Here is a 15,489-nt window from a genome sequence, read left to right as displayed (position 1 = left end):
AACCCGTTCATTGGAACGGGTTTTTTTTATTAGACGGAGCATAGGCGTTTTGGTTGCTCCTAAAAATGAAAATGTGATAAAAAATCCAAGAATTTTTTTTCTTTCTTATTTTCATAAAGGGCAATCGCGTAAGCGCCGGCGTAGGGCAGCTGTACAGACTGATAAGGAATTCTGATCATCTGTTTCTCTGCTAACTCACGCTTTACTGTAGATAAAGGCAGAAATGAAACTCCGAGTCCTTCCTTGATAAACCGTTTCGTTATATGTGTTTGAGTGACCTTCATTGTTCTCACAAATGGAAATGTCATTCTGACTTGACGGAGCAAGTCGTCCCAGTAATCAGGATGATTGTGGGTCAAAAGCAGGTATTGTTCGAGCACCTCTTTGGCATCAATTTCGTTGTCTTCTATGAAACGCTTATCGGGCGGGGCAACAAGGACGACAGGGTCTTTGTATAAGCAGTGGCAGCTTAAAGAAGAAGACTGTACCTTTAAACAGCTTAGTCCGATATCTGCTTCCCCGGCTTTAATCAGTGACGCGATTTCCGCTGATTCGAAAATCGTAACCGCCATTTCTGTTTCCGTATTCATTGCTGTGTACCGTTTCATGACAGAAGGAAGCACAGTATCTGCAATAAGCGGAGAAACCGCGAGCTGTAAGGTTTGAGAGTAGCCTTGTCTCACTCTGTGAAGCTCTGCCATGCTGTTTTCATAATCATCAAGAAGCCTGAGCGCATACGGCAAATACGCCCTGCCTTCATCAGTCAGCTGGATTTGCCTGCCTTTACGTTCGAACAGCTTGCAGCTGATTTCTTTTTCTAATTGCTTGATATGTACGGTCACAGTGGGCTGAGATAAGAAAAGCGTTTCCGCCGTTTTTCGGAAGTTTTCATATTTTGCAGCGGTCACAAAGGTGTGAAGCCATTTGAAATCCATTTCTATTCTCCCTCTGATTAATATTTTTAATTAATTCCCTTTAAAATATTCATTATTTTTTAAATATTATATTTACTATAATAACAGAAAAGGATAGGGGGAATACAAATGGTACATTACGGATTAAAGGGAATTACATGTGTAGAAACATCCATCAGCCATATTGATGGTGAAAAAGGGCGTCTGATTTACAGAGGACATCATGCAAAAGACATCGCACTGAATCACAGCTTTGAAGAAGCAGCTTATTTGATTTTATTTGGGAAACTGCCTTCAACTGAAGAATTGCAGGTATTTAAAGGTAAGCTGGCTGCGGAACGGAATCTTCCGGAACACATTGAGCGCTTGATTCAATCACTGCCAAACAACATGGACGATATGTCGGTGCTGAGAACGGTTGTTTCAGCATTGGGGGAAAATACGTACATATTCCATCCGAAAACAGAAGAAGCAATCCGGCTGATTGCAATCACGCCTTCCATCATTGCATACAGAAAAAGATGGACGCGCGGTGAACAAGCAATTGCACCTTCTTCCCAGTACGGACATGTCGAAAACTACTATTATATGCTCACAGGTGAACAGCCTTCAGAGGCAAAAAAGAAAGCGCTTGAAACCTATATGATTCTGGCCATGGAGCACGGCATGAACGCATCCACTTTTTCGGCACGAGTCACGTTATCAACAGAGAGTGATTTAGTGTCAGCCGTCACGTCTGCTCTCGGCACGATGAAAGGTCCGCTGCACGGAGGCGCTCCTTCTGCGGTGACAAAAATGCTTGAAGACATTGGAGAAAAAGAACATGCTGAAGCATATCTGAAAGAAAAACTCGAAAAAGGAGAGCGCTTGATGGGATTCGGCCACAGGGTGTACAAAACAAAAGACCCGCGGGCAGAAGCTTTGAGACAGAAAGCAGAAGAGGTGGCCGGCAATGACCGTGATCTTGATCTTGCGCTGCATGTAGAAGCAGAAGCGATTCGTTTGCTTGAAATCTACAAACCGGGACGAAAGCTGTACACAAATGTTGAATTTTACGCGGCTGCAGTGATGAAGGCCATCGATTTTGACGATGAATTGTTTACTCCGACCTTTTCAGCAAGCCGAATGGTAGGGTGGTGCGCCCATGTACTGGAACAGGCAGAAAACAACATGATTTTCCGCCCGTCAGCGCAATATACCGGTGCCATTCCCGAGGAAGTTCTTTCATAACATATTTTGGCGTTTATTCATTTCTGTCGTGTGGTAACGTTCAGTATCAACCACATGTCTAGGAGTGATGAATGTGAACCCAATGGACAGACAAACAGAAGGACAAGAACCGCAGCATCAGGACAGACAGCCGGGCATTGAGTCAAAAATGAATCCGCTGCCGCTGTCAGAGGACGAGGATTATCGAGGAAGCGGAAAACTGAAAGGAAAAGTCGCGATCATTACTGGAGGCGACAGCGGAATAGGTAGAGCAGCAGCTATTGCCTTTGCTAAAGAGGGGGCTGATATCTCCATTCTATACTTAGACGAGCATTCGGACGCAGAGGAAACACGCAAACGGATCGAAAAGGAGAATGTCCGCTGCCTGCTTATCCCGGGAGATGTCGGGGACGAGAACCATTGTGAACAAGCTGTGCAGCAAACAGTGGACCATTTTGGTAAACTCGATATCTTAGTGAACAACGCCGCTGAACAGCATCCCCAGGACAGCATTCTCAATATTTCAACAGAACAGCTGGAAAAAACCTATCGCACAAATATTTTTTCCATGTTTCATATGACAAAGAAAGCTTTGCCTCACCTGCAAGAGGGGAGTGCCATTATTAATACGACATCGATTACCGCTTATGAAGGGGATACGGCGTTAATTGATTATTCCAGCACAAAGGGTGCGATTGTTTCCTTTACGCGTTCCATGGCGAAGTCGCTTGCAGATAAAGGCATCAGAGTGAATGCGGTGGCGCCCGGTCCGATTTGGACACCGCTTATTCCGGCGACATTCCCTGAGGAAAAAGTGAAACAGCACGGCTTGGATACCCCAATGGGAAGACCGGGACAGCCGGTTGAGCATGCAGGCGCCTATGTTCTGCTGGCGTCTGACGAATCTTCCTATATGACAGGGCAGACCATTCATGTGAATGGCGGCCGTTTTATTTCAACGTGATCAACGAAAAACCAGCTCTAGAGCTGGTTTTTTTGTGTGGTAAAAAATTTCAAAATAAAAAATTTGTCGATTTTTCTAACAATTTTGTTTTCATTTTTGCAATTTTATATATAATATTGAGTAGGAGAAAGGAATGATTCGCGACCAGGACAAATATAGTAGAAAAACAGAAAAATGACCATTGTTGCTCATGAATTCAGAAAATTCAAATAAAATATATAAAAATAGATGATCGGGAGTTGAAGGGGAATGAAAGGGAGCGTTTTTAGGAAGAAAAGCATTCAGGATTTAATCGCTGCGACGAGCGGGGAAAAATCTTTAAAAAGAGAATTAGGGGCATTTGATTTAACGTTGCTTGGAATCGGCGCCATTATTGGCACAGGGATTTTTGTTCTGACGGGAACAGGCGCAGTCACGGCAGGTCCCGGGCTGACGATTTCATTTGTTGTGGCGGCGTTGGCTTGTTTATTCGCCGCCCTGTCTTACGCGGAATTTGCGTCAAGTGTGCCTGTTTCAGGTTCGGTGTATACATTCACTTATGCGACATTGGGAGAGCTTATGGCCTTTATTATCGGGTGGGATTTAATTTTAGAATACATGCTGGCGGTAAGTGCAGTGTCGGTCGGCTGGTCTGGTTATTTCCAATCGTTTTTATCAGGGCTCGGCATTCATCTTCCGGTTGCTTTAACAGCGGCACCGGGCGCAGTGAAAGGCACCTTTACCCTGTTTAATCTTCCTGCATTCGTCATTGTAATGGCGATCACATATTTGCTTTATTTAGGCATCAAAGAATCAAAAAGAGTCAACAATATCATGGTTATCTTGAAGATACTGGTTGTTCTGCTGTTTATCGCGGTGGCAGCCGTTTACGTGAAGCCGCACAACTGGCAGCCGTTTATGCCAATGGGCTTTGGCGGCGTGTTCAGTGCAGCGGCGCTCGTATTCTTTGCTTTTATCGGATTTGACGCTGTATCCTCTGCTGCGGAAGAAACGAAAAATCCCGCGAAGGATCTGCCTAAAGGCATTATTTTCTCTTTACTGGTCTGCACGATTTTATATGTCACCGTATCAGCCATCATGACTGGGGTTATCCCGTTTGCTCAATTTGCGGGTGTGGATCATCCGGTTTCTCTTGTTCTTCAAAGCGCAGGGCAAAATTGGGTGGCAGGCATCATTGATATTGGCGCCGTGTTGGGAATGACAACAGTTATGCTCGTGATGCTTTACGGGCAGACCCGCGTCATGTTTGCCATGTCGCGTGACGGACTTGTGCCGGGTTCACTTTCTAAAGTGCATCCAAAGCACAAAACACCTTATGTGGCCACTTGGTTTTTCGGAACGATGTCGGCGCTTCTCGGCTCACTTGTTCCGCTGGATGAACTTGCAAAGCTGGTGAACATCGGGACGTTGTCGGCATTTGTCCTGATTTCTGTGGCAGTTATCGTTTTGAGAAAGAAACAGCCTGATCTTCCGAGAGCTTTTAAATGCCCGGGAGTTCCCGTGATCCCAGGCCTGGCGATTCTGTTCTGCCTGTTCTTGATTTTAAATCTGGGATGGGTGACGATTGTCCGCTTCCTAGTGTGGCTGTTAATCGGCTTGGTAATCTATTTCCTGTATTCAAGAAAGCATTCAAAATTAAATCAATAACCTTTTGATAAAGAGAGCGGCCATACAGGCCGCCTCTTTTCTGTTCTTGGCAAATGAATCTATAGAAATGAAGACAAAAATAAGAGATAATATAGGCTGGAAAGGAAGTGACGTTTATTGTCTGAGCAAAAACCAGTCCAATGGGCTTCGAAAATTGGTTTCGTCATGGCAGCGGCCGGCTCGGCTATCGGCTTGGGCGCGATTTGGAAATTCCCTTACGTAGCGGGGACCAATGGGGGTGGAGCCTTTTTTCTTATCTTCGTGTTATTTACCATCCTCTTAGGCTATCCGCTTTTGGTGGGGGAATTTATTTTTGGAAGACGGAACCAGACGAATGCCATTGATGCATATAAAAAAGAAGCGCCGCGATCAGCTTGGTTTCTTACGGGGTGGATCGGCGTAGCCGCGTGTTTCTTAGTGCTGTCGTTTTACAGTGTAATTGGGGGATGGATTTTGCTGTATATCGTAAAAACGGCGTCAGGCTCACTGTCCGGGCTTTCTCAAGCACAGTATGGCGCTCTTTTTGCTTCTATTATCCAAAATCCGGTGCAGACGCTCGCGGCTCAGCTTGTCTTTATGGTACTTACTGTCATCGTTGTCGCAAGAGGGGTTCAAAAAGGGATTGAACGGGTAAGCGCGGTGATGATGCCGATTTTGTTTTTATTGTTTATTCTGCTCGTTCTTCGGTCTCTTACGCTTAATGGTGCAATGGAAGGCGTAAAGTTTCTGCTTGTGCCTCATTTCGGCGATCTGACTCCGGAATCCATATTATTCGCGCTGGGACAGGCCTTCTTTACGTTAACACTGGGGGTTTCGGTGATGGTGACCTACAGCTCCTATTTGCCGAAAACACAAAATATCCCTCGTTCGGCAGCCTCCATTGTCTTGATGAATATCATTGTGACACTCTTGGCAGGTTTGGCTATTTTTCCGGCGGTTTTCTCATTCGGTTTTCAGCCAAATGAAGGACCGACATTGCTGTTTACAGTGCTTCCGGCCGTTTTTGAACAGCTTCCGTTCGGCACGTTGTTTTTTATCGGCTTTCTCGTTGCATTTTTATTTGCAGCCTTAACCTCAGCATTTTCGATGGTTGAAATTATCGTTGCCACAATCGGAAAAGGGGACGAAAAGAAGAGAAAAAAACTGTCATGGACGAGCGGGCTTTTGATCTTTTTGGTCGGAATCCCATGCTGCTTGTCTTATGGCGTTTTGAGTGATGTGCACCTATTTGGCAAAACGTTTTTTGATATTGCCGATTTTACCGTCAGCAATGTTTTGATGCCTTCAGGCGCTCTGTTAATTTCTCTATTTATCCCGCTGAAAATTTCGAAAAGCGAACTCTTGGCTGAAATGCGAAATGGATCAAATGCAGGTAAAGCATTCTTTTACACATGGTTTTATTTGCTTCGTTTTATCGTGCCGCTTGCCATTATTATCGTGTTCTTAAATTTAATCGGAATTTTATCATTTTAAAAAACAGGCTCCGTTTCCGGGGCCTGTTTTTATTCAATAAGTTGATATCAACGGTGCCCATGCCGTTTTCAGTTTTTGGATGCCAAGCCTGATGTCCTCTTCTGACAAACCTCCATAACCGATTAAGACAGAAACAAAAGGCGTTCGTTCTTTATATGAAGGGGAGACGGGATAGATGGTTACACCGTTGTTTGCGGCTGCTTTTATTGCTTCTTCCTCACTTGCTGGAAACAATAGTCGCAGCAGAATGTGAAGCCCCGAGTTTTTACCGAGAATCTCAACGGTGTTTCCCAGTTCAGAGCGGATGGTTTCTAACAGGATAGCGTGTTTTTTTCGGTATAAGCTTCTCATTCTATTTATGTGTTTTTGCCACTCTCCGGTTTCGATGAAGTCTGCCAGTGTCAATTGCGAGTGGACAGAGACGGTCTGCTTCATTAACTGAGCACTGTTTTTGATCGGTTCCATGGGTTCAGGGGGCACAATCATGAAGCTGAGCCGCAAGGAAGGTAGAAGTGACTTTGAAAAAGTGCCCAGATATATGACTCTGCCATTCGGATCAAGACCCTGTAAAGACGGAATGGGATGGCCGCTGTAGCGAAATTCTCCATCGTAATCATCTTCTATAATGAATGAATTTGTTTCTGCCGCCCATGCCAGCAGCTCCTGTCTGCGGGTAATCGTCATAATGGTCCCAATCGGAAACTGATGCGAAGGAGTCGTATACATGAGATAAGGATTCTGACGGTAGAGCTCATCCGGCAGGACGCCTTCTGCATCAGAACAAATCGGAGTGACATCCATGTGATTTGCTTCAAACATCCTTCTTGAACGGTGAAAGCCCGGTTCTTCAAAGCCGATTTTTGTACCTGGCTTTAGCGAAAGGCAAAGAATTTGCAGAAGCACGGTGGTTCCTGCGCCGATGATAATCTGGCCGGGCTCGCAATTTACTCCCCGAGACAGCCTGACGAACCGGGCAATCATGTGCCTGAGTTCGTATTCTCCTTGAGGGTCGCCAGAGGTGTGAAACGATCCGGAATAGCGATCAAGACTTTTTACTATGCTTTTTCTCCATGCGTTAAAGGGAAAGAGGGTCGGGTCAACGTTGCCTTGATGGAAGTCAATAGCAGGTGCGTTCTTTTCATGTAATCCCGGCTGTACAGACTGCTGAAAATGGTCAGGAGCTGTCGGGAAGCCTGGTTCTACTTCCGCCGCGAACCAGCCGATTTTTGGCTTGCTTTTGACATAGCCCTCAGCAGTTAATTGCTCGTAAGCTCGTTCTATAGTTGCCGTGCTGACATCGAGCAAGCTGGAGAGCCTGCGTTTTGACGGAAGTCTTGTTCCCTTTGTGATTCGCGCATGTGAAATTTCTTGTTTAAAAAAGGTATAAAGCTGCTCATACAGCGGTGTTTTGCTCTTTTTATCAAGAAACGGCGTAATATCCATCTCATGTCTCCTTTGTAGCTGGCATGGTCATTTTTTCTGATATTGGCTATTTGGCAAATGCCATTTATTAGCTATGATCATTGTAACGAAAGGAAAGGGGATTGAGAAGATGATCCATATGAAACAATTAACCTCGAAAGAAGAATGGGCTGAGTCGTATCCGATTATGAGTGAATTGAGAACAGAACTGGATATAGAGACGTATTTACAAAGGCTTGAAGCCTGTGTGCAGAAAGAATCGTATATGCTGTTTGCCTTATATGAAAATACAGCAATCAGAGCGCTGTGCGGGGCTCTGCCGAGAGTTTCCATTCATAAAGGAGAGCACTTGTGGATTGCGGATCTTGTTACAACGGCACCTTGCCGATCAAAGGGATACGGCAAAATGCTTTTGGATTATGCCTCAGACTGGGCGAGAAAAGCCGGACTTGGTTTTGTCAGTCTTTCATCTGGCCTTCAGCGTAAAGACGCACATCGATTTTATACAGATAAAATGGGTTTTACTATAGAAAGTTATTTGTTCCGAAAACCGGTATAACGAAAAAAGACGCCTGAAAAGGCGTCTTTTTTAAAAGCCAAACTGTAAATTCGTATCTACAGATACAATGGTATACACACAAATAATCACAAAGAGATTAAGGATGACGCCGAGCAGGCCGGGGCCTGTGCGCCCTCTCTTGATGAAGAGTTCAACAACGCCGAACGGAACGGCAGCCATGGCGAACGGAAGCATTTGATAGGAATAAAACGTGACGTTGCTGATAATGGCCAAATTCAGCAACAGCAGGGACAGAACCGCTGTCCCGACAGAGATCCAGCCGAATACATTGTGTTCTTTAAAAATTCTTACCAGTTCCATAATTCCACCTCGCCGACATTCGCTGATTTTACAGATTTATTTTTCAGCATGCGCTGGATTTCCTTGGTTGGCCCTGTAACGACCGAACCGTATACATTGACACCGTTTTTCTCTACATAATCTAATCGGTTATCTACATTCAGGTCTTTCCGTTTTGAAATGACCTGAGCCCATTTTTCGTGTTTGGACATGAATTTCAGGGCGTTGATAAACTGATCGCCATTCGACTTGCCTTTTGTATTAAGGGCGGCCAGGAACTTTGAATCCTTTCCAGGATAGCCAAGAGGTTCTGTGGAAGCTGTCTTATTTGTGTTTTTCTCTGTTTCGATTGCGTTCCATAAAAAGCTCACATCATAGCCTTTGAATTTGTTATACACGTCTTTTGTCGGATATGCACGGTCATATGAAAGGTAGACCTCTGATACCGTTCCTTCAGGCAATGTGCTTAACGTTTTTTCTGCTTTTGCGGTCGTTTGTTCAGACTTGTTTGAAGGATGTGTAAAGTAATGGCCGGTTTTATTCACTTCTAAGTCATAGTAGTTTACTGCCGGCGCTTTTACTTTGTTATAAAACATTTCAACCCGTTCATTCCCTACGGCAGCCGTCTTCGTGCCAATCTGCTTTTGCAGCGGGAATTCCGTATTCATTCCAAATAGCTTCACTTGGCTTTTCAGTCCGGAAGTATCAACAAGAACATTCGGCATGGTCAGGGCTACAGTGACTGCGGCAGTTTCCATAAACTCATTGCCGGTGCTGTGTTTTCCACCCATTCCGTAATAGAGGTAGCTTCCCAGCGTACAAAGCGGCAAAATCATCAATGTCGAAATGACGGCAAGCACAGAAATTCGCAAATAAGACTTGCGTTTGCCGTAGGCTAAAATCGCTTTTTGTTTTTCAGGACTGATGCTGAGATCCCAATCGTTATCGTCCTCTAGTTCGCTGTCAATCAGTTCCTGATATACTTCGAGCTTCTCGAGTTCTTCCTCAAATGCAGTCATTTCCTGGTCGCTCATTTCCCCATTTTTATATTGATCAAAACGCTTTTTAAATTCTTCATTCATCATTAACACCTCTATTATAAAGTGCTTTCAGCCGCTGTCTGGCACGAAATAAAACACTTTTAAAATTCGCCTCTGAAATATTCATAATATGGGATGCTTCTTTGTAGTTTAACTCTTTTAAATAATATAGCGTTAAGGCCTCCCGATAATTATCGGGGAGCTCGGACATATAACCAGTCAGCACTTCCTTTATCTCTACCTGATGGGCAGGACTTTGAACAGCATTTTGAAAGAGGCTTCCGATTAAGTCATCAGAAATGGTTACTTCTTTCTTATGCTTTCTGACGTAATCAATGAAGGCGTTTCGCGCCACTTGAAAAAGCCAGGGCTTTACTTTGCTGTGATCATAGGAGTGAATGTGTATGTATGCCCGCATAAAGGTTTCCTGCAGCAAGTCTTCAGCAAGATGCTTGTCTTTTGTCATGGAGAGCAGGAACCTGTAAACATCATTCATGTACATTTGGTAAATTTCATCGATCGTCACTGCCTTTTCTCCCCTCTATGTTATACACGCATAAGAAAGGTTTAAAGTTGCACATTACATGCAAACGGCTTTTTTATACCTAATCAAACACCATTCCTATATAGTACCCAAAAATGGCCCCAAAAGATAGTGCGGAGAAATGTTTAACATTTTTTCCAGAGGGGAAAAGATAGTGAAAAAGTGAAGGAGTGGCACAATGGAATATACCAGTATAGCAGATACAGGAATAGAAGCCTCCAGAATCGGCCTCGGCACATGGGCCATTGGCGGAACGATGTGGGGAGGCACTGACGAAAAAACATCGATTGAAACAATCCGAGCCGCTCTTGATCAGGGGATTACAATGATTGACACCGCGCCGGCTTACGGCTTCGGGCAGTCCGAGGAAATCGTCGGAAAGGCAATCAAAGAGTACGGCAAAAGAGACCAGGTGATTCTCGCAACGAAAACGGCTCTGGACTGGAAGAACAACCAGCTGTTCCGCCATGCGAACAGAGCGAGAATTGTAGAGGAAGTTGAGAATTCTTTGAAGCGGCTTCAAACAGACTATATTGATCTTTATCAGGTGCATTGGCCCGATCCGCTTGTGCCAATTGAAGAAACGGCTGAAGTCATGAAGGAATTATATGATGCGGGAAAAATCCGGGCGATTGGCGTCAGCAATTTTTCAATTGAGCAAATGGATACATTTCGCGCCGTCGCACCTCTCCATACGATTCAGCCTCCATATAATCTGTTTGAAAGAGAGATGGAAGAGAGTGTTCTTCCTTATGCGAAAGATAACAAGATAACAACATTATTATACGGCAGTATATGCAGAGGGCTGTTAACAGGCAAAATGACCGAAGAGTATACATTTGAGGGCGATGATCTGCGTAATCACGATCCAAAATTCCAGAAGCCCCGCTTTAAAGAGTATCTTTCTGCTGTCAATCAATTGGATAAGCTGGCGAAGACACGTTATGGAAAATCAGTGATTCACTTGGCTGTCAGATGGATCTTAGATCAGCCGGGAGCGGATATCGCTCTTTGGGGGGCAAGAAAGCCTGGGCAGCTTGAGGCCCTATCTGAGATTACAGGCTGGACGCTGAACAGTGAAGATCAGAAAGATATCAATACTATATTGGAAAATACGATATCAGACCCTGTCGGACCGGAGTTTATGGCCCCGCCGACCAGAGAGGAAATATAACAAAAGCTGAGGGCGAATCCTCAGCTTTTTGGCGTTTTAACGGGAGAAATCTTAAAAATTAGTACCAGGTAATAAAAAATGTTGTTATAATAGATGACAGAAAGAATCATTGATTACGACAAAGGAAGTGCGATATGTATAAGTTTTGTGCAAATGCTTTAAAAGTTATTCTTTCTCTTCGCGGAGGAGTGAAGGTGTATAACAAAGAAAACCTTCCGGCCGATTCAGGTTTTGTCATCGCGTGTACACATTCCGGCTGGGTTGATGTGATTACACTCGGAGTCGGGATTCTTCCTTATCAAATACACTACATGGCGAAAAAAGAGCTTTTTCAAAATAAATGGATCGGTTCGTTTCTGAAGAAAATTCATGCCTTTCCGGTAGATCGGGAAAATCCCGGGCCAAGCAGTATTAAAACGCCGATTAAGCTGCTGAAAGAAGGAGAGATCGTCGGTATCTTCCCAAGCGGAACAAGAACCTCTGAGGATGTGCCTTTGAAAAGAGGTGCGGTGACGATTGCGCAAATGGGGAAAGCGCCGCTTGTCCCCGCTGCATATCAGGGCCCTTCAAGCGGAAAAGAATTATTCAAAAAAGGAAAAATGAAGCTGATTATCGGTGAGCCTCTTCACCAGGCTGATTTTGCCCACCTGCCTTCAAAGGAAAGACTTGCAGCAATGACAGAGGCTTTGAATCAGCGGATTAAAGAACTAGAGAATAAACTTGATCAGCTATAAGGCGTTCTGAGAGATTGCCCTGAAACTGTGAAAATAAGAAAAGCACCTTATACAAGGTGCTTTTTTTATTATGCCTCCTGCTGGTTAGCTGTCTCCAGAAGTTCTTCTTCTTGAAGCTTTTTCACTTCAATATATGCGACGTGGTGGCCGTCAATTTCATTAATGATGAATTCGCAGCCCTCTTCGATGATGGAATCATCTTTTTCAACATCGTATTTTTGAGTAAGGAACCAGCCGCCGATTGTATCGACTTCTTCGTTCTCTAAATGGATGCCTAGCAGGTCGTTTACTTGGTCAATTAACACTTTTCCGTCAAGAATATAATGGCCTTCGCCGATTTTGCGGATTTCGCTAATTTCATCAATATCAAATTCGTCGCGGATTTCACCGACAATTTCCTCAATGATGTCCTCAACCGTCACAAGCCCGGCAGTACCGCCGTACTCATCAGACAAAATAGCCATATGGACCCTCTCTTTTTGCATTTTGACAAGCAGGTCTTGGATCGGCGCAGATTCAATGACATGAATGATCGGGTTGACGAATTGAGAAATGGTTGAATCAACAGATACCTCACCGCTGATGCAGGCGGTCAGCACTTCTTTAATGTTAATAACCCCGATAATGTTATCTTTATCGCCCTCTTCCACAGGGTAGCGGGTATATTTTTCAATCTGAATGATGTCCATCATTTCAGAAATCTTGATATCATGCGGAAGGCTGACAATTTCGGTCCGCGGAATCATAATTTCTTTCGCGAGCCTGTCGTCAAATTCAAAGATTTTATTCACATATTTAAACTCTGATTGGTTGATTTCACCGCTTTTATAGCTTTCAGACAAAATGATTCGCAGCTCTTCTTCTGAGTGTGCCAGTTCGTTTTCTGAAACGGTCTCCAGGCCAAATGCTTTGGTCAATAACCGTGCGGAATTGTTCAAAAGCCAAATGAATGGGAACGCGATGCGGTAAAACCAAATCAGCGGTTTCGCAAACAGCATAGACACTGCTTCCGCCTTTTGGATAGCGACTGTTTTAGGTGCAAGTTCTCCGACAACAACGTGTAAGAACGTGATAATGGCATACGCAAAAATAAACGATATGACATGTGAAAGGGAACCTGGAACGTTCATTTGGACGAAAAGCGGGTGAAGCAGCCTTTCAATCGTTGATTCACCTAAAACCCCTAATCCGATGGAAGTCAATGTAATTCCGAGCTGACACGCAGATAAATATTCATCAAGATGCGTGGTCACTTTTTTTACGGCTATTGCTGCTTTATTTCCTTCCGCGATCAGCTGATCGATCCGTGAGCCTCTGATTCTGATAATGGCAAACTCAGATGCCACGAAAAATGCCGTCAGGGCGATTAAAACAGCAACTAAAATCAAATTCACTATGTCCAATTAGAACCTTCACTCTAGCAATGAGAATGAAGGTAACACCTCCTGTTAGATAAAATGGTTTTAACTTAACAGCAGCATAAATGATTGGAACACGGCGAGCTTTTCAGGCGGGAGTTTGCTTTTCAGCTTGTCACGATCCTCGGGCTTCAGCCGTTCAAACCGATGCAAGATTCCGGAGATGTTTTGATTCATATGATCAATTTCTAATGCCAGATTTCCAATTTCATCGTCAAGTTTAGCTGAAGAGGGAAACTGGTTCTCCAGTCGATCTTTAATATCGGACAGGGCCAATCGCTGCTTCTTGCAATCTACAATAAATATAAGTCGTTTGAGTGCATTTTCGTCGTAGTAACGGTAATTTGAACAGGATCTGGCCGGCGTAAGCAGACCGAGATTCGTATAATAATCAACTGTCCGTTTCGTTACTCCGGCGAGTGCCGCTAGTTCACTGATGCGATAAGTCTCAGCCCCATCTATATCCCTCCCAACCATCACGTTATAGTTATGAGAATAGTTTAATATATGAACGGTGTCTTGCACAAGTTTATTGTTTTTTTCAGACCGGAATTGGAAGTTGTGGAATTCATCATCTGATTGAAGTAACATAGGAAGATAGAATTTTCAAATTTTTATATGCGGAAGGGACAGATGAAATTGGCTGGGTTATCCCGGGAAGTTGAAGAAAATTTAAATAAAGGATCATGGATTCGCAAGCTGTTTGATGAAGGTGCAAGGCTGAAGAAGGAGTTCGGGGAAGACCAGGTATTTGATTTTTCACTCGGCAACCCGATTGTTGAACAGCCTGAAGCTTTTAAGAGAGCGTTAATAGAGGAAGCTGAAAAAGGCAGCCACGGATACATACAAAATCAAGGGCTTCCTGCAGCGAGAGAAAAAGTCGGGCAATTTTTGGGGTCGCGTTTTGAAGCTGATTTCTCAGCGGAGCGTATCGTCATGACGGTGGGCGCGGGAGGCGCTTTGAATGTTGCGTTAAAAAGCATCGTAAACCCTGGGGAAGAGGTCATTATTCTTGCACCTTATTTTGCCGAATATAAGTTGTATATTGAGAACTACGGGGGAAAAGCCGTCAGCTGCCCGTTGACAGGCCGGTTTGAGATCGACATTGAAGCGGTAAGGCAATCGATCACTCCACAGACGAAAGGGCTGATCCTCAATACACCGCATAACCCCACAGGCACGGTTCTCAGCCAGAAAAATATAGACGATTTAGGCGCTTTATTAAAAGAAATAGAAGAGAAGAGCGGCCAGACGATTTATGTGCTGTTTGATGAACCGTACAGTCAATTAATCTATGATGAAGAGCTGGCAAATCCGTTTCAATCGTACCATCGTGTGATATTGGCCAGCTCATTCAGTAAAGATCTCGGCATAGCCGGGGAGCGGCTCGGGTATATCGGATTGGACAGCCGAATGCCGGATGCGGACCTTTTGATCAACGCTTTTGTGTATTGTAATCGAACGCTTGGATTTGTGAATGCCCCTGTCATGATGCAGCGGGCTGTGGCACGAATGGATGATTTAAGAGTAGACGCGAGTGCTTATAAAGAGCGCCGGGATTTAATGGTAGACATTTTAAAAGAAGCCGGTTTTGAATTTGAAATGCCAAAGGGAGGTTTCTTTGTTTTTCCAAAATCGCCGATTGAAGATGAAGTTGCATTTTGCGTGCATGCCGCCCAAAAATACAAATTATTAATTGTGCCGAGCAGCGGTTTTGGAATGAGCGGGCATTTCCGATTATCCTTCAGTGTGCCGATCGAGCAGATTAAAAACTCACGGGACATTTTCATTTCTTTATATAAAGATTTTGCTTAAGAAGGCAAAGAAAAGAAAACAGTTTTCAAGGCTGTTTTCTTTTTATATCCACAAAATCCTTCCTCTTCCAATCCAGACAGGCGAAGAATTGACAAGCAGGCATGCAGTTAAGTCTTTCTTCATGATAAAAGTCTAAAAATTAAAAATCATTTTTGGAATGAGTTGTGTTACAATAAAATATACAATTTATAATCAAACTTTGACTTTTGGAGGTGGTATGATGGGGCCCTCTGCTTAGGCAACAATACACCGCGTACCTCAATGTTAAGGAAAAAT

Annotated in this window: 15 protein-coding genes; 8 read left to right on the top strand and 7 right to left on the bottom strand. The window is 44.0% G+C overall.

Annotated elements, in window-relative coordinates; translation table 11 throughout:
* Positions 1–59: 59 nt before the first annotated feature.
* Positions 60–935: a transcriptional regulator CitR gene (citR, locus tag BGM23_RS16930; protein ID WP_003233357.1), complete on the bottom strand. Its 876-nt coding sequence runs from the start codon at positions 933–935 to the stop codon at positions 60–62.
* A gap of 108 nt (positions 936–1,043) precedes the next feature.
* Between citR and citA the strand changes: the two genes are divergently transcribed.
* The 4 genes from citA to BGM23_RS16910 all read left to right on the top strand — a co-directional run bounded on the left by citA (position 1,044) and on the right by BGM23_RS16910 (position 6,207).
* A complete protein-coding gene (gene citA / locus BGM23_RS16925; RefSeq protein WP_029726338.1) occupies positions 1,044–2,144 on the top strand; it encodes a citrate synthase CitA in 1,101 nt (366 codons plus the stop codon).
* 73 nt (positions 2,145–2,217) lie between these two features.
* Positions 2,218–3,087: an SDR family oxidoreductase gene (locus tag BGM23_RS16920; RefSeq protein ID WP_029726337.1), complete on the top strand. Its 870-nt coding sequence runs from the start codon at positions 2,218–2,220 to the stop codon at positions 3,085–3,087.
* 249 nt (positions 3,088–3,336) lie between these two features.
* Entirely contained in the window at positions 3,337–4,734 is a 1,398-nt protein-coding gene (bcaP, locus tag BGM23_RS16915; protein ID WP_003245791.1) for a branched-chain amino acid transporter BcaP, read from the top strand.
* A 117-nt stretch (positions 4,735–4,851) separates the two neighbouring features.
* On the top strand, positions 4,852–6,207 hold the full coding sequence (locus tag BGM23_RS16910) for a sodium-dependent transporter (protein WP_003233348.1): 1,356 nt from the start codon (positions 4,852–4,854) through the stop codon (positions 6,205–6,207).
* Positions 6,208–6,240: 33 nt separating this feature from the next.
* On the opposite strand, the gene pdxR is transcribed toward BGM23_RS16910, so the two are convergent.
* A complete protein-coding gene (gene pdxR, locus BGM23_RS16905; protein WP_029726335.1) occupies positions 6,241–7,650 on the bottom strand; it encodes a MocR-like pyridoxine biosynthesis transcription factor PdxR in 1,410 nt (469 codons plus the stop codon).
* 109 nt (positions 7,651–7,759) lie between these two features.
* On the opposite strand from pdxR, the gene BGM23_RS16900 reads away from it, so the two are divergent.
* On the top strand, positions 7,760–8,188 hold the full coding sequence (locus tag BGM23_RS16900) for a GNAT family N-acetyltransferase (protein ID WP_009966899.1): 429 nt from the start codon (positions 7,760–7,762) through the stop codon (positions 8,186–8,188).
* 30 nt (positions 8,189–8,218) lie between these two features.
* On the opposite strand, the gene BGM23_RS16895 is transcribed toward BGM23_RS16900, so the two are convergent.
* From BGM23_RS16895 to sigM, 3 genes are read right to left on the bottom strand one after another with little or no spacing between them, the layout of a single operon-like run.
* On the bottom strand, positions 8,219–8,509 hold the full coding sequence (locus tag BGM23_RS16895; protein WP_003233341.1) for an anti-sigma-M factor: 291 nt from the start codon (positions 8,507–8,509) through the stop codon (positions 8,219–8,221).
* Complete coding sequence (locus tag BGM23_RS16890; protein ID WP_010886459.1) at positions 8,497–9,573, bottom strand: anti-sigma factor; 1,077 nt, start codon at positions 9,571–9,573, stop codon at positions 8,497–8,499. Before BGM23_RS16890 ends, BGM23_RS16895 begins: the two co-directional genes overlap by 13 nt.
* Positions 9,563–10,054 (bottom strand): RNA polymerase sigma factor SigM, encoded by a 492-nt coding sequence (gene sigM / locus BGM23_RS16885; RefSeq protein WP_003224177.1) that lies wholly within the window; start codon positions 10,052–10,054, stop codon positions 9,563–9,565. Before sigM ends, BGM23_RS16890 begins: the two co-directional genes overlap by 11 nt.
* Positions 10,055–10,250: 196 nt before the next feature.
* Here sigM and akrN point away from each other — a divergent pair, with 196 nt between their 5' ends.
* Together akrN and BGM23_RS16875 are read left to right on the top strand one after the other, a co-directional pair.
* A complete protein-coding gene (gene akrN, locus BGM23_RS16880; RefSeq protein WP_029726334.1) occupies positions 10,251–11,246 on the top strand; it encodes an aldo/keto reductase AkrN in 996 nt (331 codons plus the stop codon).
* A 134-nt stretch (positions 11,247–11,380) separates the two neighbouring features.
* On the top strand, positions 11,381–11,980 hold the full coding sequence (locus BGM23_RS16875) for a 1-acylglycerol-3-phosphate O-acyltransferase (RefSeq protein WP_003233335.1): 600 nt from the start codon (positions 11,381–11,383) through the stop codon (positions 11,978–11,980).
* Positions 11,981–12,048: 68 nt separating this feature from the next.
* Here BGM23_RS16875 and BGM23_RS16870 read toward each other — a convergent pair whose 3' ends face one another.
* Positions 12,049–13,383: a hemolysin family protein gene (locus BGM23_RS16870; protein ID WP_009966903.1), complete on the bottom strand. Its 1,335-nt coding sequence runs from the start codon at positions 13,381–13,383 to the stop codon at positions 12,049–12,051.
* Positions 13,384–13,443: 60 nt separating this feature from the next.
* Positions 13,444–13,875, bottom strand: a complete 432-nt coding sequence (cueR, locus tag BGM23_RS16865) for a Cu(I)-responsive transcriptional regulator (protein ID WP_010886460.1) — start codon at positions 13,873–13,875, stop codon at positions 13,444–13,446.
* A 156-nt stretch (positions 13,876–14,031) separates the two neighbouring features.
* On the opposite strand from cueR, the gene BGM23_RS16860 reads away from it, so the two are divergent.
* A complete protein-coding gene (locus BGM23_RS16860; protein ID WP_029726333.1) occupies positions 14,032–15,213 on the top strand; it encodes a pyridoxal phosphate-dependent aminotransferase in 1,182 nt (393 codons plus the stop codon).
* The last annotated feature ends 276 nt before the right edge of the window (positions 15,214–15,489 follow it).

The organism is Bacillus sp. FJAT-14266 (assembly GCF_001719225.1).
GTDB classification, from domain to species: Bacteria; Bacillota; Bacilli; order Bacillales; family Bacillaceae; genus Bacillus; species Bacillus subtilis.
The sequence above is the reverse complement of the archived record's forward strand: the minus strand, read 5'-3'. Positions and strand labels throughout refer to the sequence as shown.